Source organism: Leifsonella bigeumensis (genome assembly GCF_039537265.1).
Classification (GTDB): Bacteria; Actinomycetota; Actinomycetes; order Actinomycetales; family Microbacteriaceae; genus Terrimesophilobacter; species Terrimesophilobacter bigeumensis.
Window position 1 is genome coordinate 294,502 of sequence record NZ_BAABAE010000002.1, and the last position, 24,444, is coordinate 318,945.

Annotated in this window: 28 protein-coding genes; 14 read left to right on the forward strand and 14 right to left on the reverse strand. The window is 67.6% G+C overall.

The window, feature by feature from the left end:
- The first annotated feature begins 2 nt into the window (after window positions 1–2).
- The 3 genes from ABD678_RS13790 to ABD678_RS04405 all read left to right on the forward strand — a co-directional run bounded on the left by ABD678_RS13790 (window position 3) and on the right by ABD678_RS04405 (window position 2,767).
- Window positions 3–773: a TatD family hydrolase gene (locus ABD678_RS13790; protein WP_425561948.1), complete on the forward strand. Its 771-nt coding sequence runs from the start codon at window positions 3–5 to the stop codon at window positions 771–773.
- Between the two features lie 490 nt (window positions 774–1,263).
- Window positions 1,264–2,271, forward strand: coding sequence for an isopenicillin N synthase family dioxygenase (locus ABD678_RS04400; protein WP_344754090.1), 1,008 nt, complete (start codon window positions 1,264–1,266; stop codon window positions 2,269–2,271).
- 67 nt (window positions 2,272–2,338) lie between these two features.
- On the forward strand, window positions 2,339–2,767 hold the full coding sequence (locus ABD678_RS04405) for a pyridoxamine 5'-phosphate oxidase family protein (RefSeq protein WP_344754092.1): 429 nt from the start codon (window positions 2,339–2,341) through the stop codon (window positions 2,765–2,767).
- A gap of 7 nt (window positions 2,768–2,774) precedes the next feature.
- On the opposite strand, the gene ABD678_RS04410 is transcribed toward ABD678_RS04405, so the two are convergent.
- The 3 genes from ABD678_RS04410 to ABD678_RS04420 all read right to left on the reverse strand — a co-directional run bounded on the left by ABD678_RS04410 (window position 2,775) and on the right by ABD678_RS04420 (window position 4,382).
- Complete coding sequence (locus ABD678_RS04410; RefSeq protein WP_344754094.1) at window positions 2,775–3,164, reverse strand: VOC family protein; 390 nt, start codon at window positions 3,162–3,164, stop codon at window positions 2,775–2,777.
- Window positions 3,161–3,451 carry an ArsR/SmtB family transcription factor gene (locus ABD678_RS04415; RefSeq protein ID WP_344754096.1) on the reverse strand — a complete coding sequence of 97 codons (291 nt, stop codon included), beginning with the start codon at window positions 3,449–3,451 and terminating at the stop codon, window positions 3,161–3,163. The genes ABD678_RS04410 and ABD678_RS04415 overlap by 4 nt, the downstream gene beginning before the upstream one ends.
- Before the next feature lie 148 nt (window positions 3,452–3,599).
- Window positions 3,600–4,382, reverse strand: coding sequence for an SGNH/GDSL hydrolase family protein (locus tag ABD678_RS04420; protein ID WP_344754098.1), 783 nt, complete (start codon window positions 4,380–4,382; stop codon window positions 3,600–3,602).
- Window positions 4,383–4,435: 53 nt separating this feature from the next.
- On the opposite strand from ABD678_RS04420, the gene ABD678_RS04425 reads away from it, so the two are divergent.
- Both ABD678_RS04425 and ABD678_RS04430 read left to right on the forward strand, forming a co-directional pair.
- A complete protein-coding gene (locus ABD678_RS04425) occupies window positions 4,436–4,975 on the forward strand; it encodes a DinB family protein (protein WP_344754100.1) in 540 nt (179 codons plus the stop codon).
- Window positions 4,976–4,994: 19 nt separating this feature from the next.
- Window positions 4,995–6,059: an SDR family oxidoreductase gene (locus tag ABD678_RS04430; protein ID WP_344754102.1), complete on the forward strand. Its 1,065-nt coding sequence runs from the start codon at window positions 4,995–4,997 to the stop codon at window positions 6,057–6,059.
- On the opposite strand, the gene ABD678_RS04435 is transcribed toward ABD678_RS04430, so the two are convergent.
- Window positions 6,041–6,925: a DUF72 domain-containing protein gene (locus ABD678_RS04435; protein ID WP_344754104.1), complete on the reverse strand. Its 885-nt coding sequence runs from the start codon at window positions 6,923–6,925 to the stop codon at window positions 6,041–6,043. The two genes, ABD678_RS04430 and ABD678_RS04435, sit on opposite strands and share 19 nt — an antisense overlap.
- Before the next feature lie 40 nt (window positions 6,926–6,965).
- On the reverse strand, window positions 6,966–7,652 hold the full coding sequence (locus tag ABD678_RS04440; RefSeq protein WP_344754108.1) for a Type 1 glutamine amidotransferase-like domain-containing protein: 687 nt from the start codon (window positions 7,650–7,652) through the stop codon (window positions 6,966–6,968).
- Window positions 7,653–7,791: 139 nt separating this feature from the next.
- On the opposite strand from ABD678_RS04440, the gene ABD678_RS04445 reads away from it, so the two are divergent.
- Both ABD678_RS04445 and ABD678_RS04450 read left to right on the forward strand, forming a co-directional pair.
- Complete coding sequence (locus ABD678_RS04445; RefSeq protein WP_344754110.1) at window positions 7,792–8,223, forward strand: VOC family protein; 432 nt, start codon at window positions 7,792–7,794, stop codon at window positions 8,221–8,223.
- 3 nt (window positions 8,224–8,226) lie between these two features.
- Window positions 8,227–8,568: an iron chaperone gene (locus tag ABD678_RS04450; protein ID WP_344754112.1), complete on the forward strand. Its 342-nt coding sequence runs from the start codon at window positions 8,227–8,229 to the stop codon at window positions 8,566–8,568.
- Window positions 8,569–8,586: 18 nt separating this feature from the next.
- Here the strand turns inward: ABD678_RS04450 and ABD678_RS04455 are convergent, their stop codons facing one another.
- Genes ABD678_RS04455 through ABD678_RS04465 form a run of 3 tightly spaced genes read right to left on the reverse strand, consistent with a single transcriptional unit; the run spans window position 8,587 to window position 11,251 of the window.
- On the reverse strand, window positions 8,587–9,507 hold the full coding sequence (locus ABD678_RS04455; RefSeq protein ID WP_344754114.1) for a cytochrome b/b6 domain-containing protein: 921 nt from the start codon (window positions 9,505–9,507) through the stop codon (window positions 8,587–8,589).
- Complete coding sequence (locus ABD678_RS04460) at window positions 9,504–10,463, reverse strand: electron transfer flavoprotein subunit alpha/FixB family protein (protein ID WP_344754116.1); 960 nt, start codon at window positions 10,461–10,463, stop codon at window positions 9,504–9,506. Before ABD678_RS04460 ends, ABD678_RS04455 begins: the two co-directional genes overlap by 4 nt.
- Before the next feature lie 11 nt (window positions 10,464–10,474).
- Window positions 10,475–11,251, reverse strand: coding sequence for an electron transfer flavoprotein subunit beta/FixA family protein (locus tag ABD678_RS04465; RefSeq protein WP_425561949.1), 777 nt, complete (start codon window positions 11,249–11,251; stop codon window positions 10,475–10,477).
- Between the two features lie 139 nt (window positions 11,252–11,390).
- Here ABD678_RS04465 and ABD678_RS04470 point away from each other — a divergent pair, with 139 nt between their 5' ends.
- The 7 genes from ABD678_RS04470 to ABD678_RS04500 are packed head-to-tail and all read left to right on the forward strand — an operon-like array spanning window position 11,391 to window position 18,822.
- Window positions 11,391–12,527, forward strand: a complete 1,137-nt coding sequence (locus ABD678_RS04470) for an acyl-CoA dehydrogenase family protein (protein ID WP_344754120.1) — start codon at window positions 11,391–11,393, stop codon at window positions 12,525–12,527.
- A gap of 13 nt (window positions 12,528–12,540) precedes the next feature.
- A complete protein-coding gene (locus tag ABD678_RS04475; RefSeq protein WP_344754122.1) occupies window positions 12,541–13,608 on the forward strand; it encodes an enoyl-CoA hydratase/isomerase family protein in 1,068 nt (355 codons plus the stop codon).
- On the forward strand, window positions 13,605–14,516 hold the full coding sequence (gene mmsB, locus ABD678_RS04480; RefSeq protein WP_344754124.1) for a 3-hydroxyisobutyrate dehydrogenase: 912 nt from the start codon (window positions 13,605–13,607) through the stop codon (window positions 14,514–14,516). The genes ABD678_RS04475 and mmsB overlap by 4 nt, the downstream gene beginning before the upstream one ends.
- Window positions 14,513–15,289, forward strand: a complete 777-nt coding sequence (locus ABD678_RS04485; protein ID WP_344754126.1) for an enoyl-CoA hydratase — start codon at window positions 14,513–14,515, stop codon at window positions 15,287–15,289. The genes mmsB and ABD678_RS04485 overlap by 4 nt, the downstream gene beginning before the upstream one ends.
- Before the next feature lie 7 nt (window positions 15,290–15,296).
- Entirely contained in the window at window positions 15,297–16,805 is a 1,509-nt protein-coding gene (locus ABD678_RS04490; RefSeq protein WP_344754128.1) for an aldehyde dehydrogenase family protein, read from the forward strand.
- Window positions 16,806–16,816: 11 nt separating this feature from the next.
- On the forward strand, window positions 16,817–18,049 hold the full coding sequence (locus ABD678_RS04495) for a CaiB/BaiF CoA transferase family protein (protein ID WP_344754130.1): 1,233 nt from the start codon (window positions 16,817–16,819) through the stop codon (window positions 18,047–18,049).
- Between the two features lie 2 nt (window positions 18,050–18,051).
- Window positions 18,052–18,822 (forward strand): enoyl-CoA hydratase/isomerase family protein, encoded by a 771-nt coding sequence (locus ABD678_RS04500; RefSeq protein ID WP_344754132.1) that lies wholly within the window; start codon window positions 18,052–18,054, stop codon window positions 18,820–18,822.
- Here ABD678_RS04500 and ABD678_RS04505 read toward each other — a convergent pair.
- From ABD678_RS04505 to ABD678_RS04530, 6 genes are all read right to left on the reverse strand, one after another.
- The gene (locus ABD678_RS04505) at window positions 18,808–19,080 is read right to left on the reverse strand and encodes a hypothetical protein (RefSeq protein WP_344754134.1); all 273 of its coding nucleotides are present in this window, start codon (window positions 19,078–19,080) and stop codon (window positions 18,808–18,810) included. The two genes, ABD678_RS04500 and ABD678_RS04505, sit on opposite strands and share 15 nt — an antisense overlap.
- Window positions 19,081–19,213: 133 nt before the next feature.
- A complete protein-coding gene (locus ABD678_RS04510; RefSeq protein ID WP_344754136.1) occupies window positions 19,214–20,074 on the reverse strand; it encodes an alanyl-tRNA editing protein in 861 nt (286 codons plus the stop codon).
- A gap of 36 nt (window positions 20,075–20,110) precedes the next feature.
- On the reverse strand, window positions 20,111–20,503 hold the full coding sequence (locus ABD678_RS04515) for a hypothetical protein (RefSeq protein ID WP_344754138.1): 393 nt from the start codon (window positions 20,501–20,503) through the stop codon (window positions 20,111–20,113).
- A complete protein-coding gene (locus ABD678_RS04520; protein WP_344754140.1) occupies window positions 20,500–21,759 on the reverse strand; it encodes a serine/threonine-protein kinase in 1,260 nt (419 codons plus the stop codon). The genes ABD678_RS04515 and ABD678_RS04520 overlap by 4 nt, the downstream gene beginning before the upstream one ends.
- A 44-nt stretch (window positions 21,760–21,803) precedes the next feature.
- On the reverse strand, window positions 21,804–23,528 hold the full coding sequence (locus tag ABD678_RS04525) for a phospho-sugar mutase (RefSeq protein WP_344754372.1): 1,725 nt from the start codon (window positions 23,526–23,528) through the stop codon (window positions 21,804–21,806).
- A gap of 50 nt (window positions 23,529–23,578) precedes the next feature.
- Complete coding sequence (locus ABD678_RS04530; protein WP_344754142.1) at window positions 23,579–24,409, reverse strand: purine-nucleoside phosphorylase; 831 nt, start codon at window positions 24,407–24,409, stop codon at window positions 23,579–23,581.
- Window positions 24,410–24,444: the final 35 nt, after the last annotated feature.

The following is a 24,444-nucleotide window of genomic DNA, read 5'->3' on the forward strand; positions in this document are numbered from 1 at the left end:
GTTTGCTTCCTCCTCTCGACGCACACGCCCACGTCGATGCTTCAGTCTCAAAACGAGAGCTCGAGGACCTCGGAGCGGTTGTCCTAATTGCTACGCGCTCCCTGAGCAACTACGAACTCGTGAGGGATCGTGATGACCTCGTAAGCGTTTGGGGGGTTGGTTGTCATCCCTCCCTTGTTGGGGTGCAGAAAGCATTCGATAGTGCTGCCTTCCGGCTGGCAGCCGAAAGCACGCCTTTTATCTCAGAAGTTGGGCTAGATGGGACCTCTCGGGTTCCGTTAGCCAGACAAGAAGAGGTGCTAAGGGACATCCTGTCGATCGCCGAAGATCTCGGCAGGATTATCTCGCTCCACTCGTTCGAAGCAACCGAAGAGCTGATATCGCTTCTCGAGAGCAGGCGTTTGGAGTCCGGCCGCATACTTCATTGGTGGCTTGGCGATCAATCGAGCACACGAAGGGCAGTCGAGATCGGTTGCTACTTCTCTATTAACTTCTCTATGGTGCGAAACTTGGAGATTCTCAATGAGCTACCGCTAGACCGAGTCCTCTTCGAGACGGACCATCCTTCTGGCGATCGATTCTCATCAAGACCGCGCCTACCTGGTCGGGTGCAGGATGTCGAGAGTGCACTCGCTCGTCACTATGGAATCACCATGCAACAGGTTCGGGACCAAGCGTGGCGAAATTTTTCCAGACTCGTCGCGGCCACGGGCACCTTGGAGCAAATGCCTCCTCCTGTAAGGAAGATGATTCTTTCAATAGATCGCGAATAGGTTGCCGCCATCTCGGATTAGTCCAGCACCGATTTGACCGTCTTTGGATCACACCCCAATGCTCGTCCAATGGCATTGAGTGACAGACCCCCGTCATGAAGCTCTCTTGCTCGGATGATCTCGGGCTCAACGAGTGGCTGTCGCCCAATCGTCACACCCCGAGCTTTGAGATGCTGCGAGACGGTGTTTCGGTGAATGCCGTAAATTTCAGCGAGCTTGTAGACCGATCGAACTGATCGATAGTCCTCGACTAGTTGACCAACCTCTGGCATGGTGAGGCGCCGCTGACCGGAGATTCCCGCGCGCTCAGTGCGCGGCTCGTTTCCGAGAAGGGCGGCGAGTCCGCCGTCTTTGACGAGTCGAACTAGGTTCTTCACCCCCGTCGTGAGGTTCGCAAGCACCTCGCTTCGGTGCACCGCGACGTCGGAGGCCGGCCTGCGCGACGACGTAACGTTCAGCGCGAAACGTCGCCGCCTGTGAGGATTGAAGGGTGCCAGATTCCCTTCCCATCCTCGACATGTCCCAACTCGACCAGAGCGAGGAGGCGGCAGAGCGATTCCGCCAGGAACTGCGTTGCGCAACCCACGAGGTCGGGTTCTTCTATCTCGTCGGGCACGGCATCGACCCAGCGCTCATCGACCACATCCTGGAGGTCTCCCGCCGCTTCTTCGACCTTCCCGAGGAGGAGAAGCTCGCGATCGAGAACATCCACAGTCCGCAGTTCCGCGGTTATACCCGGGTAGGCCGTGAACTCACCCACGGCGACGTCGACTGGCGGGAACAGATCGACATCGGCGAAGAGCGAGACGCCGTCGAACGCGGGGAGGGCGTGCCCGATTATTGGCGCCTCGAAGGCCCCAACCTGTGGCCGGCGAACTTTCCAGAACTCCAGCCCATCGTTGCCCGCTGGACGGCCGAGCTCAATGCCCTCGCGCTGCGGCTCCTGCGCACCTGGGCGCTGGCACTCGGCACCAGCGGGGACGTTTTCGACGCCGCATTTGCCGACCATCCGTTCTCACTTCTGAAAATCGTGCGCTACCCGGGCGAGTCGGCGGATGTCGCAAAACAGGGTGTCGGTGCCCATCGCGACGGCGGCGTTCTCACCCTGCTCCTCGTCGAACCGGACAAGGGCGGACTCCAGGTCGAGTACGAAGGGGACTGGATCGATGCGCCATCCATCCCCGGCGCTTTCATCGTCAACATCGGCGAGATGCTGGAGCTGGCAACGGACGGCTACCTCAAGGCCACTCTGCGCCGCGTCGTGTCGCCTCAAGTCGGCACCGACCGCATCTCCATCCCGTTCTTCTTCAATCCGGCGCTGGATGCCACCATGCCGCAGCTGGACCTCGACCCTGCGCTGCGCGCGGAAGCCCGCGGGCTGTCCGTCGACCCGACCGACAGCCCCATCTTGGAGACCTACGGCGACAACGCTCTTCGATACCGTCTGCGCGCCCACCCGAACGTCGCCGAGATCCACCATGCCGACCTGCTGAGGTAGTGCAACCCATCCTCGGCAGCCGCGCATCGAGCGAACTAGGCTTGCCGCCAAGCGCAGGGGAGTAACCATGACGGATGATTCGGTGTCGGTCACGAAAGAACTCACCGTCGAGGAGTGCTGGAGCCTCCTCGAGGAGGATGGCGTCGGCCGCCTCGCGACCGCGACCGTCGACCCGGCCACGGGCGCCGTGACCCCCGACATCTTTCCGATCAATTTCCACGTCTTCCAGCAGAGCATCCTGTTCCGCACTGCGCCGGGCAGCAAACTCATCGACCTTACCGCTCAGCCCTCCGTGGCGTTTCAGACGGATGGCCGGCACGGGAGAACCCATTGGAGCGTCGTCGCACGTGGCTTCGCACACCGCATGATGTTCGACGCCGACATCCAGGAGTCCGGCATCCTCGAGCTGCAGTCGACGCTGCCCACTGAGAAGTGGAACTACGTGCGCATCGAAGTCGAGACGATCACCGGCATCCGGTTCCACGAGACCACGTGACCCATGCTTACTCGTTCATACTCGCGATCTGGATGAGGTTGCCCACGGTGTCGTCGAACACGGCGGTCGTGACCGGGCCGCCGGCCACCGGCGGTTGGGAGAACTCGACGCCGAGGGCGAGCAGGCGCTCGTACTCGGCCACGGCATCCGCGACCCCGAACGAGGTGAAGGGGATGCCGTCGGCGACGAGTGCCGCCTTGAAGGGTGCGACCGCCGGGTGGTCCGAAGGTTCGAGGATGAGCTGGGTGCCATCCGGGTCCTCGGGGGAGACGAGCGCCAGCCAGCGGTGCTCGCCCATCGGGATGTCGTGCACGACGACGAAGCCGAGCTTCTCGGTGTAGAAGGCGAGCGCTCGATCCTGGTCGTCGACCAGCACGCTCGTCACGGTGATTCTCATGGCATGTCCTCTCGTGGCGGCCGCACGGGCCACCGCTCGGCGATCTGCGCCAGGGGGCGCGTATCGATGGTGTGGATCTTGTAGCGGCCGTGACGCTCGCTGTGGACGAGCCCGGCATCCTCGAGCACCTCGAGGTGCTGGGACACCGCCTGCCGCGTCGAGCTCAGGCCGTGCTTCATCGTGAGGCGGGTGCACAGCTCGAACAGGGTCTGCTCGTCGCGTTCGAGCAGTTCGTCGAGGATGATGCGGCGGGTCTCATCCGCCACCGCCTTGAACACGTCGCCCACCGTCACACCATAGGCAAGTAGTTACTTGCCTGTCAACACCTCAGCGCCGATTGATGCCGTTTCGCACGAATGCGCCCGTCTGGGCGGGGGCATTCGTCGTGAGGGGCAGCATTCGCCAAGGTTCCGGCGACCGCGAACGCCGCAAGGGCTAGGCCAGATCGATGGGTAGCAATGTCGGACGCTTCGGCTCCCGGCCGTCCCCTGACGACCTCCCAGTGAGCCGCCGCCCGATCCATGGGAGCACGTAGCCGCGCCAGTACGCGATGGTGCCCGGCCGTTTCAGCTCGAGTCGCTCGTCGCCCCAATCCGGTACCGCCACACCGAGACCGGTCAGCACATTGCTCGCGACCCGGCGATGCCCGAGCGGATTGAGGTGCAGCTTGTCGACCGACCAGTAGCGCAGGTCGGTGAGCTCGGCATCCGCCCAGTTGTCGACGAACGTGACTTTCTCGGATGCCGGCACGCGCGCCCGCACGGCCCTGGCCAACTGCTCACCCCGCACCTCGATACGCGCGCCGAGCGGGATGTGCCGGGTCGGGTTGCCACCGCTCAGGAGCAGCACGTGGATGCCGGCGGCCATCGCCTTCTCGGCGGCCGCTGCCAGCCGGTCGGCCACCGACTCGACGGACACCTTCGGCCGCATGATGTCGTTGCCACCGCCGTTGAGGCTGAGCAGGTCGGGGCGGAGGGCGATCGCGGCATCCAGCTGCTCCTCGATGATCGGCCCGAGCAGGCGTCCCCGGATGGCCAGGTTCGCGTATCCGAACGGTGCAGCGCCGGGCGGTGCGGCCTGGCCGTCGCGTTCGCGCGCGGCGAGCGCGAGCCCGAGCGCGACGAGGTCCGCCCATCCGCGCACCCCGCCATCCGGGAGGTCGTCGCCGACGCCCTCGGTGAAACTGTCGCCGATCGCGACGTAACTGCGAAACTGCATGATCCGATCCCATCACATTCGGCTTTCGATGCGGCCCAGTAGACTCGCCACCCATGACGATCATCGACGACCACGGCCGTCTGGAGCCTCCACTCGCGGCCGACGAGGTCACCATGCTGCTGAGCTTCCTCGACTACCAGCGTGCAACCCTCGAATGGAAGACCCGCGGGCTCGATGCGAACGGCCTGCGCGCGAGCCTCGCGCCGACGGCGATGACTCTCGGCGGCCTCCTGAAGCATCTCGCCTGGGTCGAGGACTACTGGTTCTCGCGCTGCCTGCACGGCAACGAGCCGGCTGCCCCATGGGATGCCGTGGACTGGAGGGCCGACTCCGACTGGGAGTGGCATTCCGCCGCCGAGGACTCGCCCGAATATCTCCGCACACTGTGGGCGGATGCCGTCAACCGTTCGCGCGACCTCGTCGCCGACGCGCTCGCGCACGGCGGCCTCGACCGGGAGATCGCTCCCCGAGGCTCCGACGACCGCGGGGCGAGTCTGCGCTGGATTCTCGTCCACATGATCGAGGAGTACGCTCGCCACAACGGCCACGCCGACCTGCTGCGCGAAGCCGTCGACGGTGAGACCGGAGAGTAGCAGCGAAATAGGGAGCGGCGTGAGCGGCGAACGGGTTCTGGTCACCGGCGGTTCCGGGTTCGTCGGAGTACACTGCATCCTCGCCCTGCTGGCCGCCGGATACAACGTGCGCACGACGGTGCGTTCACTCGACCGCGAACCCGATGTGCGTGCCATGCTCTCCCGGGGCGGGGCCGAGCCCGGCGCAGCGCTCGAGTTCGTGAGCGCCGACCTGACCGATGACTCCGGCTGGGCGGATGCCGTGGCCGACTGCACCTACGTGCTCCACGTCGCCTCGCCGTTCCCCGGCCGCGAACCGAAGAACGAGGATGAACTCATCGTCCCTGCCCGCGAGGGTGCGCTTCGGGTGCTTCGGGCCGCACGCGACGCGGGCGTCAGGCGGGTCGTACTCACCTCGTCCTTCGCCGCGGTCGGCTACGGCACCGCAGCGCTCGACCGGTCGTACACCGAGGAGGACTGGACCGATCCGACCGCCGACGTGAGCGCCTACGTCAAGTCGAAGACGTTCGCCGAGCGCGCGGCCTGGGACTTCGTGATGCGGGAGGGCAACGGGCTCGAGCTCGCGGTTGTGAACCCGGTCGGCATCCTCGGGCCGGCACTCGGCCCCGACACCTCGACCTCGATCGACCTCGTGCTGCGGCTTCTCCGGGGCGCCGCGCCGGGGCTCCCCCGGGTCACCTTCGGCCTCGTCGACGTGCGCGACGTCGCCGACCTGCACGTGCGCGCCATGACCGACCCGGCCGCGAGCGGCGAGCGGTTCCTCGCGGTCGCCGACGGCATCCTGACCGTGCCCGAGGTCGCGGGCGTGCTTCGAGCGCGGCTCGGCGACCTCGCTCGCAAGGTGCCGACGCGCGTGCTCCCCGACTGGATGGTGCGTGTCGCGGCGTTCGTCGATCCCTCCCTGCGCGAGGTCTCGCGTCGTCTCGGCAACCACCGCGAGGTCTCGAACGCGAAGGCGAAGCGGATGCTCGGATGGGCGCCGCGCTCGAACGAGGACGCGATCGTGGCCACCGCCGAGAGCCTCCTGGGGCTTGGGCTCGTGCCCGGTGTCCGGGACGGCGACGGTCAGAACAGCAATGGCTGAATCGGGAGTGGTGCCACGGCCTGGGCGCCATCGACCAGCTGTTGCAGTTTTCTCGCAGTGAAGGGCGAACCGGCTCCACCGTTTTCCGGGTTGTCGAAGTAGGCGAAGACCTCTAGACCTTCGTCGGAGCCGCTACTTCGGGTACGCCGGCCTTCGATGAGTTCGGCCCAGCTCGCGAGCGTTTCATCGTCGTAGCCGCGGGGGAAGCGCCGAAGGTCGCCGTGGAACCGCAGGTAGCTGAAGTCGCTCGTGACCTCACGCAATTCCGGCCATTCCGGGGTATTGGTGATGACCGCGGCGACATTGTGATGGCGTAGGAGGTCGACGAACGCCGGGTCGCCGAAACTCGGATGACGCGCCTCGAAGGCGTGGCGGAGCGGGGCATCCGGCAGGTCGAGGATGCGGGGATCGACTCCGATGCCCGCCTCCGCGATGAGCGATCGCACCTCATCGACCGAGTGCGGGAGCGTCGTGAGAAAGGCCGTCACGGCATCCGCATTGAATCGCAGATGTTCGGAGACCTGCCAGAGGATCGGCCCCAGTTTCTCCTGCAGCAGGGGAACACCCGAGGCGAAGAAAGCGGCCACAGTCCTCTCGGCGGCTCCGAGCGGGTTGTCGTGGGTGACACCGCGGTGGCCTTTGACGGAGAAGACGAAGTCAGCCGGCGTATCCGCGTACCACCCCAGGAAGTCTTCGGGCTTCTTCAGGCCATGAAACGTCGTGTTGATCTCGAGGGTCGCGAGGTTGCGTGATGCGAAACCGAGTCGCTCGTGCGCGGGGAGTCGTGGGGGATAGAAGTCCCCTCGCCAGGCCGCTTTGTCCCATCCGCACGTGCCGATGCGCACACGCGCACGATCGCTCCCCATGAGGTCGCAGCTTAGCGGGACCCTCGGAGGCCCGCTGGAGTCATGGATTGAAGAGCTTCCAGTGCCCCTCCGAGACCACCTCGACCGCCCCGTCGACCACCGTGATCGCCGTCTGATCGTCGATCGCGTACGTCGGGACCGGGATCCCGGACGCCCACTTCTCGATGTTGGCGAGGGAGGCGTCCTCCATCTCGGGATGGTCAAGATGCGGGTACAACGTGAAGTCCACGAACCCCAGTGCCCTCTCGGCTCCGACCCCCATGTCGCTGCCGTCGGGCACGAACTCCAGGTCGAACTCCGCATCGCAGTTGTACGGGGTCATCGCGATGCTCCCCGCGCTCACCCCCACGTAGACGAGCTCGGTGAGCGACGGCAGGAGATCCGCGAGGCCGGACTCCCGCATCCAGTGGCACAGGTAGAGCACGTCGCCACCCCAGACGAGCAGCGCGTCGGTCTCCCGAAGCGTGGGGACCCAGCTCTCCTCCCGGATGCTCGGGAGTGCGGTGAGTTCGAGCACCCCGACGGACTTCCAGCCCAGCTCGGTCAACGGGCCCTGCGCCTTCCCTGCGATGGCTCGCCACGCATTGGCACCGCCGCCGGGGAAGGGGTAGATCCCGGTCGGGACGATGAGCGCGCTGGACTCGGCGATCGGTTTGCCGAGGAGCCCGACGAGTGCGTCGGCGATACTCGGGTTGGTGATCCCGGAGGAGGTGAGTAGAAGCCTCATGACGATCTTCTCCTTCCTGTCGGGCCGGACTCGGCTCGGTCCCGGTCCGAGTGTAGATGCCGGCTCCGACCTCGCCCTGCACTTTGTCGGTGAGACGGCGCATACTGTTCGCACACCACACAGGACGGAGGAGTCCACCATGACTACGCTGCTCAACCCCTACCTCGGCTTCCGCGACAACGCCCGCGAGGCGATGGAGTTCTACAAATCCGTCTTCGGCGGCGAGCTCAGCGTCAGCACGTTCGCCGATTTCCACGCGAGTGAGGAGGTCGATGAGCAGGACCTCGTGATGCACAGCCAGCTCGACACCTCGAACGGGTTGACCATCATGGCTTCGGACACCCCCAAAGCGATGAACTACCAGCCGGGAAGCACCATCTCCATCTCGCTCAGCGGACTCAGCACAGACAATGACGAGCTTCGTGGCTATTGGGACCGGCTCCAGGAGGGCGCGGACATCACGATGCCGCTCGACACGGCCCCGTGGGGCGACCTGTTCGGAATGCTCACCGACCGGTTCGGCACCCACTGGATGGTCAGCATCGGCACCGCCGGCAACACCGCGGCCTGATCGGTGACGGCGCCCGCCACCGTCGAGGAGTACCTTGCCGGTTTTCCGGATGACGTGCGCACGATCCTCGAGAACGTGCGTCAGGCCATCCGGAACGTGATCCCGGATGCCGACGAGCGGATGAGCTACGGCATCGTGCGGCTTGAGATCGTCGGCCGTCACGCGATCTACTTCGGCGGGTGGAAGAAACACGTCGGCCTCTACCCGATTCCCGGGCTCGACGACGAGTTGGAGTCGCTCATCGCGCCGTACCGCGCGGCCAAGGACTCCGTGCGCTTCCCTTATGCGAAGCCGATCCCCTACGACCTCATCGAACGAGTCACCGCGCACATCGCCGGGCGCTGATTCGGATGATGCGGTCGTCTACCGCCGCACCTTGCCGCTGAGCCCGGCGAGCATCGCGAGGATCGAGGGCTTCGCCGCGACCCAGGCGACCGCCATGACGACGAGCGACAGGACGAAGATGCCGAAGCCCCACCACGACTGATCGTCGCGCACGGCGTACATGTGGTTGAGGTTGTTGAGTGCTCCTGTGGTGAGTACGAGGAACACGTGCACGACGATGAAGAGCACGAAGTAGAGCATGACCGGAAAGTGGATGAGGCGTGCGAGCTGGACCGGGTAGACGCGCTCGAGCGGCTTCCAGCGCGCGGCGAGCCCCGGCGTCATCCGCAAGCCCGTGATCACGGCGAGTGGCGCGGCGATGAACACCGTCACGAAGTAGGCGAGCACCTGCAGCGCGTTGTAGTTGACCCAGCCCATCTCGAGCGGCCAGTTCAGTGAGGCGTACTGGATGCCGGCGGACAGCGCGTTCGGGAAGATGTCCCAGCTCGTGGGCACGATGCGCGCCCACTGCCCTGTGACGAAGATGAGTACGTAGAAGAGGATGCCGTTGAGAACCCACAGCGAGTCGACACTGATGTGGAACCACTGGTGGATGCTGATCCGCTGCGGTTCGCCCTTCGTGCGCAGGAGCCCGGTGTTGTTGCGGGTCCAGTACGCTGCGGGCCGCTTCGTCGTGCGGATGAGCCATCCGGAGCGGATGACGAAGAGGATGAAGAAGGCGTTGAGGAAGTGCTGCCAGGCGAGCCATGCGGGGAACCCGACGGGTGTCCCCGCCGGGAGTTCGCTTCGCCCCGGGTAGGTGGTCAGAAACGATTGCACGCCTGGCAGGCTGCGCAGCCAGATCGCGATGGCGACGACTACGCCCGCGAGGACGATGAGCGCGGGGATGATCCAGACCAGGCTGAACCAGCGGCTTTGCCGAAACGTCGCCAGCGTCATGCCTTCTTCGCTTTCACAGCCGCGATGAACTGCGGGACGACCTCGAACAGGTCGCCGACGATGCCGAAGTCGGCGATGTCGAAGATGGGGGAGTTCGCATCCTTATTGATCGCCACGATGGTCTTCGAGCTCTGCATTCCGGCGAGGTGTTGGATGGCACCGGAGATGCCGACCGCGATGTAGAGGTTCGGCGAGACGGTGGTGCCGGTCTGGCCGACCTGCAGGTTGTGCTCGCAGTATCCGGCGTCGACGGCCGCGCGCGAGGCGCCGATGGCCGCGCCGAGCGCATCCGCGAGCTCTTCGACGAGCACGAACTTCTCCTTCGAGCCGAGCCCGCGTCCGCCCGAGACGACGATGTCCGCCGCCTGCAGGCTGGGCCGCTCACTCGCGGCGGTCTCGACGTGGCGTGAGACGACCTCGGTCGTCGGGGCGCCGTCGCCGGAGATGTCGAGTTCGACGAGGGCTCCGGATGCGGCCGCAGCCGCTCCCTCGACCGAGTGCGCCCGCAGCGAGATCACCGGCACGCCCTTGCCCGCCTTCGCGGTCACGGTGAACGCGCCGCCGAAGGCCTGCTGGGTCACGATGCCGTCTGCGGCCACGCCGATAGCGTCGCTCTGGTAGGCGCCGCCGATGCGCACGGCCAGGCGGGCGCCTGCCTCGCGGGCATCCGGGGAGTTGCCGACGATCACGGCGGCCGGGTTCGCTGCGGCAACCGCTGCCTCGAGGGCGGCGACCTGCGGGGTCACGAGCAGCGAGCCGGCGCCGGCGACGGATGCCGCATAGACCGTCGCTGCCCCGAGCGCTCCGAGCGTGGTCGCGAGCTCCGCTGCGGCTCCGGGTTCCGCGACGACGACCGCAGCCGGTTCCCCGATCACGGCGGCCGCGGCCAGAAGCTCAGCCGTCGCCGGGACGGGTGCGCCGTCGGAGAGTTCGACGAGAACGAGTACCTGTGACATCACGAGTCTCCCTAGATCAGTTTCGCCGAGGCGAGGTAGTCGGCGAGCTGCTGGCCGGCCGTGCCGTCGTCCTTGATGACGGTGCCGCCCTCGCGCGGGGGCTTCGGGGCGACCGTCTCGACGACCGACCACGAGTTCGCGCCACCTGCCTCACCGGCATCGATGCCGAGGTCGGCCAGGCCGAGTGTCTCCACGGGCTTCTTCTTGGCGGCGAGGATTCCCTTGAAGTTCGGGTAGCGTGCCTCGGCGATCTGCTCGGTGACCGAGACGAGAGCGGGAAGTGAGGCACGCACCTGCACGTGGCCGTCCTCGGTCATCCGCTCGCCGGAGACGGTACCGTCATTCACCTCGAGGGTGCGCAGGAACGTCAGCTGGGCGAGCGCGAGCCGCTCGGCGAGCATTGCCGGAACCGCCGCGGTACGGCCATCCGTCGACTCGTTGCCGGCGATCACGAGGTCGAAGCCGCGGGGGGCCAGGGCTGCGGCGAGCGCGGCGGAGGTCTGCATCGCATCCGATCCGCCCAGCGCATCGTCGACGATGTGGATGCCGGAGTCAGCACCCATCGCGAGCGACTTGCGAACGGCATCCTGTGCGTTCGACGGACCCATCGTGACGACGACGACCTCGCCGCCATTCGCTTCTTTGACGAGGAGCGCGGCCTCGACCGCTTTCTCGTTGATCTCGTCGATCACGACATCGCTGCTGCGGTCGACCCGCTTGGTCGACTCGTCGATGCGCCGATCGCTCCAGGTGTCCGGCACTTCCTTCACGAGCACTGCGATCTTCATCATGCCTACCATTCCACCACCGATTCGAATGCCGCTGCGATTCTCTTGGCGCTTTCCACACAACGATATAGTTGGATGTCCAACTAAATTGTATGATGCCGGTGAGGACACAATCCAGCCCGGCTTCGAGAGGCTCATCGTGTACGCCATCAGCGACGACCAGCAAGCCCTTGTCGACATGGTTCGGCAATTCGCGACCGAATCCCTCGCCCCGCACGCCGCGGAGTGGGATGAGACGCATCACTTCCCCCTCGACGTCCTGCGCGAGGCCGGCGAACTCGGCATGGGGGCGATGTACTCCCGCGAGGAGTTCGGCGGGGCAGGCCTCAGCCGTGCCGACGCCATCCTGATCTTCGAGGAGCTCGCCAAGGGCGACCCCACGATCGCCAGCTACATCTCCATCCACAACATGGTGGCCTGGATGATCGACGGCTACGGCAGCGACGCCCAGCGAGCGGAGTGGATCCCGAAGCTCGCCACCATGGAGCAGCTCGGCAGCTATTGCCTCACCGAGCCCGGGGCGGGGTCGGATGCCGCAGCGCTCTCGACGCGCGCCGTGCGCGACGGCGACGACTACGTCATCAACGGCACGAAGCAGTTCATCTCCGGCGCCGGCTCCTCCGCGATCTACGTTGTCATGGCCCGCACGGCCGACACCGGCAGCCGGGGCATCACGGCCATCCTCGTTCCGGATGGCACTCCCGGTCTCTCGTTCGGCCCGCTGGAGAAGAAGATGGGCTGGCACGCCCAGCCGACGAGGCAGGTCATCCTCGAGGATGTCCGGGTGCCGATCGCGAACCGCCTGGCCGAGGAGGGCGACGGCTTCGGCATCGCCATGAACGGGCTCAACGGCGGGCGGCTCAACATCGGGGCGTGCTCGCTCGGCGGAGGGCAGGCGGCGCTCGACAAAGCCGTCGAATACGCGAAGAATCGCGAGGCCTTCGGCGGTCCACTAATCGACCAGCAGTCCATCCTGTTCGAGCTGGCCGACATGGACACCAAGCTCGAGGCCGCACGCACCCTGCTCGCCAGGGCGGCGGCCGCGCTCGACAACGGCGACGCCGACAAGGTTCGCCTGTGCGCGATGGCCAAGCGGGTGGCGACCGATGCTGGCTTCGAGGTCGCGAACTCCGCCATCCAGTTGCACGGGGGATACGGTTATCTCACGGAGTACGGCCTTGAGCGCATCGCCCGCGACCTTCGGGTGCACCAGATCCTGGAGGGAACGAACGAGATCATGCGTCTCATCGTGGGCCGCAGTCTCCTCGGCAAGTGACCCGGAGGACACGATGGAGTTCACGGACGACGAAGTCCTGGTGAAACGCGCGGGGCGGCTCGGCCACCTCATCCTCAACCGCCCGAAAGCGATGAACGCCCTCACCCGACCCATGGTCAGGACGATGGCAGCTGCCCTCGACGCCTGGGAGACGGATGACGGGGTCGACACCGTGCTGCTGACCGGCGCCGGCGAGCGGGGCCTCTGCGCGGGCGGCGACATCGTCGGCATGTACCACGACGCGATCGCCGGCGGCGAGGCGAGCCGGCTGTTCTGGCACGACGAATACCACCTGAACGCCCGCATCGGCGGTTACCCCAAGTCCTACGTCGTGTTCATGGACGGTGTCGTGCTGGGCGGTGGCATCGGCGTCTCCGCACACGGCAGTGCCCGCATCGCGACCGAACGCACCCGGTTCGGGATGCCGGAGGTCGGCATCGGCTTCGCTCCAGATGTCGGCGGCCCGTTCCTGCTCTCCCGCGCTCCCGGCGAGCTCGGCACCCACCTCGCGATGACCGGCGGTATGGGCACCGGTGCCGACGCGATCGCGCTCGGCTTCGCCGACCACTACGTGCACAGCGACTGGCTGCCCGCCCTCGCCACCGCGCTCGAGACGACGCCGGCCGCCGAGGCGATCGCGGCGGTCACGATGGCGGCCCCGGATTCCGCGCTGCTCGCTCAACGCGACTGGATCGACCACTGCTACGCGGGCGACGATGCCGCGACCATCGTCGGGAGGCTGCAGGACTCGGCCGTGCCGGAGGCGCGCGAGGCGGCATCCGTGATCCTCACCAAGTCGCCCACCGGAGTGAGTGTCGCGCTCGAAGCGGTACGGCGGGCGAAGAGGCTCGCCACGCTCGAGGAGGCGCTCGACCAGGACTTCCGGGTGTCGAACCGGTTCATCGAGAACCCGGAGATGATCGAGGGCATCCGTGCGCAGGTGATCGACAAGGACCGGCGGCCGCGGTGGGAGCCCGCGACGATCGGCGGGGTGGCCCGCGGCACGGTCGAGGCGTATTTCGCGAGCCTCGGAGACCAGGAACTCGGGCTCTCGGCCCGGACGAAGAGGAGTACATCATGACGAACATCGCCTTCATCGGCCTCGGCCACATGGGCGGCCCGATGGCTGCCAACCTCGTGAAGGCCGGCCATACCGTGACCGGCTTCGACGTGGCACCTCCCGCGCTCGAAGCGGCGCGAACGAACGGTGTCGTTGTCGCCGCAACCGGGCCGGATGCCGCGGCTGGCGCCGACGTCGTCATCACGATGCTCCTGAGCGGCCAGCAGGTGCTCGACGTCTACCGCGGAGGGCTGCTCGCCGCTGCGAAGCCGGGGACCCTCTTCATCGACTCCTCCACGATCGACGTCGACAGCGCCCGCGCGGCACGCGAGCTTGCGATCTCCGCAGGTCATCGCGGCATGGATGCCCCGGTCTCCGGCGGCGTCGTGGGAGCGGAGGCCGGCACCCTCACCTTCATGGTGGGGGCGGACGAGGCCGACTTCGCCGCGGCAGAACCACTCCTGTCCATCATGGGCGGCAGGGTCGTTCACTGCGGCGGCTCCGGTGCCGGGCAAGCGGCCAAGATCTGCAACAACATGATCCTCGGCATCTCGATGATCGCCGTCTCCGAGGCCTTCGTGCTCGGCGAGAAACTGGGTCTCAGCAACCAGGCGCTCTTCGACGTCTCGTCCACGGCATCCGGACAGTGCTGGGCGCTCACGACCAACTGCCCTGTTCCCGGCCCGGTGCCGGCGAGCCCGGCCAATCGCGAGTACCAGCCCGGCTTCGCCGGGGCGCTCATGGCCAAGGACCTCGGGCTCGCGCTCGCCGCCCTCGAATCGACGGGCACGGATGGCCGGCTCGGCACGATGGCCGCCGACATCTACCGGCACTTCGCCGACGAGGGCGGCGCCGGGCTCGACTTCTCCGGCATCATCAACGCGATCCGCGAGCGCTCGGCCGATAACAGCCAGGGGGCCGCATCATGACCGACGTGAAGACGATCACCGTCGAGCGGCGAGGCCGCGTCGGGCTCGTGACGCTGAACCGTCCCGAAGCGCTCAACGCCCTCAACCTCGAACTCATGACGGACCTCGTGGCCGCCGCATCCGAGTTGGATGCCGACCCCGGCATCGGCGCGATCGTCGTCGCCGGATCGACGAAGGCCTTCGCGGCCGGCGCCGACATCAAGGAGATGGTCTCGAAGGACTACCAGGAGATGTACGCCGCCGACTGGTTCGCGGGCTGGAGCCGGTTCACCGCGGTGCGCACACCCGTGATCGCCGCCGTCTCCGGCTACGCGCTCGGCGGCGGCTGCGAACTCGTCATGATGTGCGACATCGTGATCGCCGGCGAGAACGCGAAATTCGGGCAGCCCGAGATCAAGCTCGGCGTCATCCCGGGCATGGGCGGCTCGCAGCGTCTGACCCGCGCGATCGGCAAGGCGAAGGCGATGGAGCTCATCCTCACCGGACGCACGATGGATGCCGCAGAGGCCGAGCGCGCCGGGCTCGTCTCGCGGGTCGTGCCGACCGGGTCCGTGCTCGATGAAGCCATGTCCACCGCGGCTACGATTGGATCAATGTCCCTTCCCATCGCGATGATGGCCAAAGAAGTGGTCAACGCGGCGTACGAGACGATGCTGGAGAACGGCATCCGGTTCGAGCGCCGGGTCTTCCACTCCACCTTTGCGACGGAAGACCAGAAAGAGGGGATGAGCGCCTTCATCGAGAAGCGCGATCCCGAATTCAAGAATCGATAGGAAGACCATGGCCAAGGAAGTGGCGCAGAGCGGCGCCGTCGACACGCATAAGACGTTCACCGGACCCGACCAGCCGATGTGGATCGGTGGGGAACAGGTCGAGTCGACGACGGGGCAATGGCGCGACGTACTGAACCCTGCGCAGCGCGGGCAGGTCATCACGCGCGTGCCGGCCGCCGGCACCGAGGATGTCGACCGCGCGGTCGCGGCCGCGAAGGCCGCCTTCCCGGCCTGGAAGGCCACCCACTTCACCGAGCGGTCCCGTGCGCTCGCACTCATCGCCGATGAGCTCGAGGCACGTGCGGACGACTTCGCCCGCCTCACCGCCCTCGACACCGGCAACGCCCTGCGCACCCAGGCGCGACCAGAGGTCACGACCCTCGTCGCCCTGTTCCGCTACTTCGCGGGCGTCGCCGGCGAGGTCAAGGGCGTCACGCTCCCGGCCGGTGACAACCAGCTTCAGTACACCCGCCGCGAGCCGCTGGGTGTCGTCGCGTGCATACTGCCGTGGAACTCTCCGCTCATGATCGCCGGTTTCAAGGTGCCTGCCGCGCTCGCCGCGGGCAACACCGTCGTGCTCAAGGCCGCGGATGACGCACCCCTGACGATCCTGCTGCTCGCCGCCGTCTGCAACCAGTTCCTGCCGAAGGGCGTGCTCAACGCGCTCACCGGCCGCGGAAGCCTCATCGGCTCGGCCCTCGCCGATCACCCGGATGTCGATAAGGTCTCCTTCACCGGATCCACCGAGGTCGGCCGCACCGTCGCGAAGCAGGCGGGGGAGCGCCTCGCCCACATGTCCCTCGAGCTCGGCGGCAAGAACCCCTCGATCGTGTTCCCGGATGGCGTGGACGACCAGATCGTCGACGGCCTGCTCTTCGCGAGCCGCTTTACCCGCCAGGGGCAGAGCTGCACCGCAGGCTCCCGCCTGTTCCTGCACGAGGACATCTACGACGAGGTGCTCGGCAAGCTCGTCGACCGCCTCGGGAGCCTCGTCGTCGGCAACCCGCTGGATGAGGCATCCGACATGGGCGCCGTCATCAACCAGAAGCAGTTCGACGCGATCGACGAGTACCTCGTGGAGGGCCGCGAGTCCGGCGACATGACGGTCGCACTCGGCGGCACCGCACCATCCGTCGGCCCGCTCACCGAGGGCTACTACCACCTGCCGACGGTCTTCGCGGGCGGCCGCAACGAGTTCCGGCTCGCGCGCGAGGAGATCTTCGGACCCGTCCTCGTGGCGATCCCGTGGAAGACTCTCGACGACGTCGTGCGCATGGCCAACGACTCGCACTACGGTCTCGCCGCCTTCGTCTGGAGCCACGACCTCGACAACGCGCTGAACACGGCGCACCGTCTCGAGGCCGGCTGGGTGCAGGTCAACCAGGGCGGCGGCCAGGTCGTCGGCCAGTCCTATGGCGGGTACAAGCAGTCCGGCATCGGGCGTGAGGTCTCGCTCGAAGGCATGCTCGAGGGCTTCACGCAGATCAAGCAGGTCAACGTCAAGCTGCGGGCCTGAACATGGGCGCTGTGCCTGCATCCGCGCTGCCGTCGGCGTCCGCTCCGGGGCTTCCGCTGGTGGGGATCACGGTTCTCGACCTCACGCGGGCGCTCGCCGGACCGTACGCCACCGCGCTGCTCGCCGACCTCGGCGCGACCATCACCAAGGTCGAGTCGATCAAGGGCGGCGACTCGACGCGCGGCTGGCCGCCGTTCGAGGGCGACCATTCCCTCTACTACGACTCCACAAATCGCGGGAAGTCCTCGATCGCGATCGACTTCTACAGTGCGGAAGGCCAGGCGCTGCTGAAGCGCATGGCCCTCGACGCGGATGTCGTGATCGAGAACTTCCGCCCGGGCGTCATGGCCGACCTCGGTCTCGACCCGGCTGCTCTGCTCGCGGAGAAGCCCGGCCTCGTCGTCGCCTCGGTGAGCGGGTTCGGGTCCACCGGACCGCTCAGCCAGACGGCCGGCCTCGACCAGGTGGCCCAGGGGATGTCCGGTCTCATGTCGGTGACGGGGGCGGATGCCGACAACCTCTACCGCGTCGGCGTCCCGGTCATCGACATCATCTCCGGCATCTTCACGGCGGTCGGAATCCTCGCCTCCCTCGTCGACCGCGAGCGCACCGGCACCGGCCACACCGTATCCACCTCGCTGCTCGAGGCGGCGCTCGCGATCTCGGTGTTCCAGGGCCAGCGGTACCTCAGCACCGGTGTCGTCCCGGAGCCGCAGGGCAACGACCATCCTGTTCTCGCGCCGTACGGGGTGTTCGCGACCGCGGACATCCCGGTCATCATCGCCGTCGGCAACGAGAAGCAGTGGCGCGACCTGTGCGCTCTCGTCGGCGACGCCGCCCTCGCCGACCATCCGGACCTCGCGACCGGCAAGCTGCGCACCGAGCACCGCGGCGAACTCAAGGAGCGCCTGGAGGCGTTGCTCGTCGCACGCACCGGGCTCGAATGGGTCGAGGCCTTCAGGGCCGCGCGCATCCCGACCGGCCCCATCTACACCTATGCTCAGGTCTTCGAGGACGCCCAGGTGAAGCACCTCGACATGGTGCAGCACGTGACCCGTGCCGACGGAAGCGACCTGCCGCTCCTGCGCGGGCCGGTGTCGATCGACGGGGCTGCTCTACGCATCCGGAAGGCGCCGCCGGCGCTCGGCGAAGACACCGAGTCCGTGCTCGCCGGGCTCGGGCTCACGCCCGACCAGATCGCCGGCCTCATCGACGCCGGGATCGTCTCGGCGCTGAAGAGCTGACCATGGCGCAAGTGCGGGTGGAGATCGTCGGACCGGTCGCGACGCTCGTGATCGACAATGCGGGAAAGCGCAATGCGGTCACGGCCGACTTGTGGCAGCAGTTCGAACCGCTGCTCGCCGGGCTGGCCGGCGACGCCGCCGTGAAGGTCGTCGTCCTGCGTGGCGCCGGACAGGACTTCTCGGCCGGTGCGGACATCGCCGATCTCGACCGGATCCTCGCCGGCCCGGGTGACGGTGGGGTCATGACTCAGGCCGAGAACGCACTCGCCACCTTTCCCAAGCCCACGATCGCCGCGATCGACGGCTACTGCGTCGGAGGCGGCTGGGAACTGGCGGGTGCCTGCGATATTCGGATCTGCTCCGACCGCTCGACCTTCGGGATCACGCCGTCGAGGCTCGGGATCGTCTACCCGAGGTCCGGCATCGAGCGAGTGGTGGCGATCGCCGGACCGGCCGTCGCGAAGCACCTCCTGTTCACCGGCGAGCTCGTCGACGCCGAGACCGCGCGCACCTGGGGCCTCGTCACGAAGGTGCTGCCGACCGAGGGCTTCTGGAATGCGGTGGCCGGGTTCGCAGGCATGCTGGCCGGCCGGTCCCAGTATTCGATCCGAGCCATGAAGGAGATCATCGACGCCATCATGGAGGGTCGGGGCGATCTCGGCGCGGTCGTTGACCGCTGGCAGGCCACGGCATCCGACGACCGTGCGATCGGGGTCGAGGCGTTCCTCGGCAAGCGGCCGCCCGAGTTCACCTGGGGATCAGGTGTGCAGTAGCTGAAGGCGCCTCTCCGGCCCCTCCAGGCGTGCGACCGCGACCTTGACCTCGACGAGGCCGGCCGCAAGCTCATCCATCCTGGCCTCGAGTTTCTCGAACCGGGCATCGACCTTGTCGAACCGGGCATCGACCTTGTCGAAGCGCTCGTCGATCTTCCTCATCTGCCCGCGCAGGAGGGAAGCCACGCCGCCGAAGATCGTCGCGGCAGCCCCGATGATCCCGAGGATGACACCGATGACGTCTGCTGACACGGTCATGACTCCATTCTGCCCCAGAGATACCGGGCCTCGCGAGTGAGTCTAAGAGTGTCGTGCGTCGTCGAGTCGGGCTTCCCCAGTCGTTGTGGAGATCGCAGGGGAGCGCACCCTGTGGGGGAGAAGATGGGGCGGATCAGTCCTGGGCCGTGCGCATCGTCAGTACGGGGGTGCCGTCGGCGTCCTCGAGCGTGAGAGTCGCGCGCAGCGAGCCGAGCTCGCCGAGGCCTGTAGCGTGCGTACCGCCACAGGCGATGCGCGCTTCACCGTCGGCGAGGGTGCACACCCAGTAGCGCCGGTCGGTGAGCCTGTCGCCGTCGCGGTCGATGCGCACGGGAGCGTTCTCGGCCACCCAGTCGGCGAGCGTCGTGTTGACCTCCGTCTCGATGCCGGGGAGCGCCTCGGCGATGCCCTCGGTGCTGAAGCCCTTCTTGCGCAGAGACTTGCCGAGCCGGTAGGTGTCGAGCGAACCGCGTTCGAGGATGCGCGATGTGTCGTTCGCCTCGGCGTCGAAGTCGGGCGTGCCGAGTGCGTCGGTTCGCACCTCCTTGCTCCAGCGTCCCGTCATCGCCCGGTTGAGGGCGAGCGAGGCGAGGTGGCATCCGGTGTGGCCGAGGGACAGCGAGCGGCGATACTTCGCATCGATCTCGACTGTCACGACCTGGCCGACGGGTGGAGCATCCGTCACGAGGTGGGCGACGACGAACGTCCAGCCCTCGGTGCCCTTGCGCACGGGAATGTCGCCACCCAGGTACAGCAGGGAGCCGTCCGTGGCAGCGACGATGCAGTCCACGATGTCGGCGGAGCCTCCGTTCCAGGTGAGCGTCGCGCGGTCGGAGCCCTGGTCGGGCCATCCGGCGTCGACCGGATGGCACGGAGTGGCATCCAGCAGCACGGCGAATCGCTCGCCGACGGGCTCGATGTGCAGCACCGTGCCGGTGCCGTCCGTCGCCCCGGTCGGGTAGCTGACGACGGTGTCCGTGCGGGGAAGAGCCATGCCACCATTCTCTCCTGCCGGCGGATCGGGATCGCGCTACGGCTTGTCCTTACCTGGGCCGCCCTTCTTCGGCCCGGGGTCCGGCTTGCCCGGCTTATCCGGCGTGGGGCTGGGTTGCGGCTCAGCGGCGGTCAGATCCGCCCGCACGAGGTCGATCGACGCCTGGATGCGTGCACTGCGGCCCGGGTCGATGGCACCGGATGCCGTCCCCTCCGTCAATTCCTCCTCGAGCGCGTCGAGGGCTGCGATCGCCTCGGAGAAGTCGCCCGCGGCGGCCGCTACCGTCACGGCGAGTACGGATGCCTGCAGCCGTTCTGCGGCCCCCGCATCGATCTGCTGGCCTGACGGGGCGCACCCGCTGAGCGCGCCGGCGAGGAGCAGCAGGGCCGCCCCCGCGGCGATCGCGCGTGCCCTCCACTCCAGCCTCATGGCGCCACGCTGTCCTGGAGCTGCTCGAGATGTGTGCCCAGGATGCCCTCGACGGGCGGATAGGAGGGCGTCGGGGCCGCTGTCCCCTCGGTCGTCGTGAGCATCGTCCCGAGACCGAGACCGAGGCCGATACCGGCGGCGACGGCGATGGCTGCGGCAATGCCGATGACCCTGTTACGCGTCCGCCGCCGCGATGCGGTGGGGCTCGATGTCTCCTGGTCGCTCTCCGACGGGACCGCTGTGTTCTCGTGCACCGGTTCGACGGCAGACGGGGCTTCGCTGGCGGCCGCGTTGCCGAACACCTCGGTTGCCGCGGTCGGGCTCACCGGGTACACGAGCGTGTGATCCAGCGTGTCCTCCGAGGGTTCATCGGCTCTCGCGTCGGCGATGCTCCTCGCGGCGAGGGCGACCTCGAGGGCGTCAGCGCGTTCCTCGGGATCGACCGCGGTCATCCGCGTGAGCAGGGCGGTCCAGGCCGGCCCGAGCGAGTCGGGAACGGTCGGCCGGCTCACGAGGCGCGCCCCCAACGTCTCAGCGGTCGTCCCGGGAAACGCCTTTTCGCCGGTCAGGGTTTCCAGCAGCACGAGGCCTAGGGAATAGATGTCGGATGCCGCTCCGGCGGTGGCGCCGCTCGCCTGCTCCGGACTGAGGTAGTCGGCCGTTCCGACGACGAGTCCCGTCGACGTCAGGGGGTTGGCGTTCAGCAGTTTCGCGATGCCGAGATCCGCGAGCTTGGCGTGGAACTGTCGGTGCGGAAGCTCTGACGGCGCCAGGAGGATATTGGCCGGCTTGATGTCTCGATGCACGATATCTCTCGTGTGCATGTAGTGCAGCGCCTCCGCGATGTCGGCGCCGATGTGGGCGACCTGCTCCTGCGCAAGAGCCTCCGTGATGACCTCGCGCAGGTTCGGGCCGTCGATGAGCTCCATCACGATGAATGGCCGGTCCCCGGTCGGCGTATGCTCGACCCCCGCGTCGAGCAGGGTGACGAGCGCGTAGTGGTTGAGGGAGGCGAGCGTGTCGACCTCGTTGCGCTGGCGACCCAGTTCCTCCGGGTCGGCGGAGCCGGGGACCATGAGCTTGACGGCGACCTCGCGCGGGAGCTCGTCGTCGGCTGCCCGGTACACGGGCGCCATTCCGCCACGCCCGATCAGGGCGGTGATGCGGTAGCGGCCGCCGAGCACGCTGCCGATGACCGCATCCGCCGGGTCCGCCGGTGAACTCTTCGGTGCTCTCGGAACTCCACGTGCCGGCATGCGAACCTCCCTCGCCTTGGCATGATAACCGAGGCGACTGGAGGTCAAGCGAGCAGTGGGCGCACCGCTGCGTCGAGGGCGTCGACGGCGGCCTGCGCGGCGGCAATCCGTTCGGCGGGGGAGCCCTCGGTGCTCGAGGCGTCAAGGTAGACCTTGACCTTGGGCTCCGTACCGCTCGGCCGCACGATCACGCGTGAGCCGTCCTCGAGGTGGATGCGCAGGATGTCGCTCAGCGGGAAGCCGCCGATGCCCTCCGCGAAGTCGTCGATCGCCCGCACGGCGACCGTGCCGAGGTGGGTCGGCGGATGCGCGCGCAGCCGCGCCATGATGCGCGGGATGTCGGCGAGCTCCGTCACCCGCACCGACACCTGGCCGGAGGCGAACGCTCCGAAGCGCGCGGCGAAGTCGAGCTCGTGGTCGTCGATCGTGCGGCCGGCCGCCTTCAGTTCTGCCACGAGCGACAGGAACTCGACGGCCGCCGAGATGCCGTCCTTGTCACGGACCTTCTGTGGGTCGACGAGGTAGCCGAGCGCCTCCTCGTAACCGAAAGCGAGATCGGGTACGCGTGAAACCCATTTGAACCCGGTGAGGGTGTCCGCATAGTCGAGGTGGTACTGGCGTGCGACCTCGGCGAGGGCCGGTGAGCTGACGATGGAGGCGGCGAGGGTTCCGCTCACGCAGGTCGCCACGTCCCCGCCGACCGCGGCGACCGCCTCTCCTGCGGCCTGCAGTCTTTCAGCCGCGCGCCAGCCGAGCAGCCAGCCGACCTCGTTGCCGGAAAGTCGGCGCCAGCCGCCTGCGGCATCCGGGACGGCGACCGCGAGCCGGTCGGCGTCGGGGTCGTTGGCGATGATGAGCTCTGCACCCGCTGCGGTCGCGGTCGCGTAGGAGAGGTCGAGGGCTCCCGGCTCCTCCGGGTTGGGGAAGGCGACGGTCGGGAACGCGGCATCCGGCTCGATCTGCTCGGCCACGACGACGGGTTCGCCGAAACCTGCGTCGGCGAACACACGCCGCGCGGTCTCCCAGCCGACGCCGTGCAGGGCCGTGTAGACGAAACGCGGGGAAGCATCCGGATGCCGCACGAGAGCGGCAGTGCGCCGCACGTACTCGTCGAGCACGCTCTCGCTTGCGACCTCGTAGTCGGTCGAGCGTGGCAGATCGGGAACCAGGAGGGTCGCGGCGACCCGCTGGATCTGGGCCTCGATCTCGGCGTCGGCCGGGGGAACGATCTGTGAGCCCTCGTCGGCGCCGCCGAGGTAGACCTTGTAGCCGTTGTCGTTCGGCGGGTTGTGGCTCGCAGTCACCATGACGCCGGCGCTCACGCCGAGGTGCCGCACGGCGAAGGCGAGCACGGGCGTCGGTAGAAGCCGCGGCAGGATGATCGCTCGGATGCCGGCGCCGGCCATGAGTTCGGCCGTGTCGGTCGCGAAGACCTGCGAGTTCTTGCGGCCGTCGTAGCCGATCACGACGCTCGGGTTCTTCTCCCGGCCGAGCAGGTAGGCGGCGAACCCGGCGGCGGCCTGCGCGACGAGAACGCGGTTCATCCGGTTCGGGCCTGCGGCGAGTTCACCGCGCAGGCCGGCCGTCCCGAACTCGAGGCGGGAGTCGAAACGGGAGTGGAGGGCGGCGATCGCGGTGGCGCCGCGGGCATCCGTGCTGCCGGCTTCGGCATCCGCTATGAGAGCGTCGAGTTCTGCCCGGGTCTCGGGGTCCGGGTCCTGGTCGCGCCATGCCCTCGCGGCTGCGAGCAGGTCGGGGGTGCCGCGCAGCTCGGTGGCGTCGTTCGCGTCGGCGGACGGGGCCGCGCCGGTGGTTCCGCTCACAGCGCCGCCACGATCCTCGCGAGCAGCGCGCTGATGACCGCCTCGGCGGCCTTACCGGCGTCGATGACCTCCTCGTGGCTGAGCGGCGTCTTCTGGATGCCGGCGGCGAGGTTCGTGATGAGGGACATCCCGAGGATCTCCATGCCCGCCTGGCGCGCGGCGATCGCCTCGAGGGCGGTGGACATGCCGACGATGTGGCCGCCGATCGCCTTGGCCATCTGCACCTCGGCCGGCGTCTCGTAGTGGGGTCCCCTGAACTGGCAGTAGACGCCTTCGTCGAGGCTCGCGTCGATCGTGCGGGCGAGGTCCCGCAGGCGCCGCGAGTAGAGGTCGGTGAGGTCGACGAAGGTCGCCCCTTCGAGCGGCGATGAGGCGGTGAGATTGATGTGGTCGCTGATGAGCACCGGGATGCCCGGCTTCCACGTCTCCCGGATGCCACCGGCCCCGTTCGTGAGGATCATCGTCGTCGCACCCGTCGCGGCCGCGGTGCGCACGCTGTGGACGACGCGGCGCACGCCATGGTTCTCGTAGAAGTGAGTGCGCGCACCGATCACGAGGGCGCGCTTGCCGTTCGGCAGCAGGATCGAGCGCAGAGACCCGGTGTGGCCTTCCAGCGCCGGCTTGCTGAACCCGGCGATCTCGGTCGCCGGGATGGTGGCGGTCGTCTCGCCGATGAGGTCGGCGGCCTTCGCCCATCCACTGCCGAGGGTCAGCGCGATGTCGTGCCGTTCGACGCCGGTCTTCTCGGCGATCTGGCTCGCAGCATCCTGGGCGACCGCGAACGGATCGGCGGTCGGGTCATCGAGTGGATTGGGCGGCGTTGTCATGCCCTCCACTCTAATTTGCCGCCCGCTCTTCCGGG

Coding starts and splice junctions, on each gene's coding strand:
- ABD678_RS04520 (WP_344754140.1), bottom strand. CDS start 21,759: ATGCCGGCACGTGGAGTTCCGAGAGCACCGAAGAGTTCACCGGCGGAC.
- ABD678_RS04405 (WP_344754092.1), top strand. CDS start 2,339: ATGACGGATGATTCGGTGTCGGTCACGAAAGAACTCACCGTCGAGGAG.
- ABD678_RS04510 (WP_344754136.1), bottom strand. CDS start 20,074: ATGGCTCTTCCCCGCACGGACACCGTCGTCAGCTACCCGACCGGGGCG.
- ABD678_RS04455 (WP_344754114.1), bottom strand. CDS start 9,507: ATGACGCTGGCGACGTTTCGGCAAAGCCGCTGGTTCAGCCTGGTCTGG.
- ABD678_RS04505 (WP_344754134.1), bottom strand. CDS start 19,080: ATGACCGTGTCAGCAGACGTCATCGGTGTCATCCTCGGGATCATCGGG.
- ABD678_RS04485 (WP_344754126.1), top strand. CDS start 14,513: ATGACCGACGTGAAGACGATCACCGTCGAGCGGCGAGGCCGCGTCGGG.
- ABD678_RS04435 (WP_344754104.1), bottom strand. CDS start 6,925: ATGGGGAGCGATCGTGCGCGTGTGCGCATCGGCACGTGCGGATGGGAC.
- ABD678_RS04475 (WP_344754122.1), top strand. CDS start 12,541: ATGGAGTTCACGGACGACGAAGTCCTGGTGAAACGCGCGGGGCGGCTC.
- ABD678_RS04500 (WP_344754132.1), top strand. CDS start 18,052: ATGGCGCAAGTGCGGGTGGAGATCGTCGGACCGGTCGCGACGCTCGTG.
- ABD678_RS04515 (WP_344754138.1), bottom strand. CDS start 20,503: ATGAGGCTGGAGTGGAGGGCACGCGCGATCGCCGCGGGGGCGGCCCTG.
- ABD678_RS04490 (WP_344754128.1), top strand. CDS start 15,297: ATGGCCAAGGAAGTGGCGCAGAGCGGCGCCGTCGACACGCATAAGACG.
- ABD678_RS04530 (WP_344754142.1), bottom strand. CDS start 24,409: ATGACAACGCCGCCCAATCCACTCGATGACCCGACCGCCGATCCGTTC.
- ABD678_RS04460 (WP_344754116.1), bottom strand. CDS start 10,463: ATGTCACAGGTACTCGTTCTCGTCGAACTCTCCGACGGCGCACCCGTC.
- mmsB (WP_344754124.1), top strand. CDS start 13,605: ATGACGAACATCGCCTTCATCGGCCTCGGCCACATGGGCGGCCCGATG.
- ABD678_RS04420 (WP_344754098.1), bottom strand. CDS start 4,382: ATGCAGTTTCGCAGTTACGTCGCGATCGGCGACAGTTTCACCGAGGGC.
- ABD678_RS04425 (WP_344754100.1), top strand. CDS start 4,436: ATGACGATCATCGACGACCACGGCCGTCTGGAGCCTCCACTCGCGGCC.
- ABD678_RS04440 (WP_344754108.1), bottom strand. CDS start 7,652: ATGAGGCTTCTACTCACCTCCTCCGGGATCACCAACCCGAGTATCGCC.
- ABD678_RS04445 (WP_344754110.1), top strand. CDS start 7,792: ATGACTACGCTGCTCAACCCCTACCTCGGCTTCCGCGACAACGCCCGC.
- ABD678_RS04465 (WP_425561949.1), bottom strand. CDS start 11,251: ATGAAGATCGCAGTGCTCGTGAAGGAAGTGCCGGACACCTGGAGCGAT.
- ABD678_RS04410 (WP_344754094.1), bottom strand. CDS start 3,164: ATGAGAATCACCGTGACGAGCGTGCTGGTCGACGACCAGGATCGAGCG.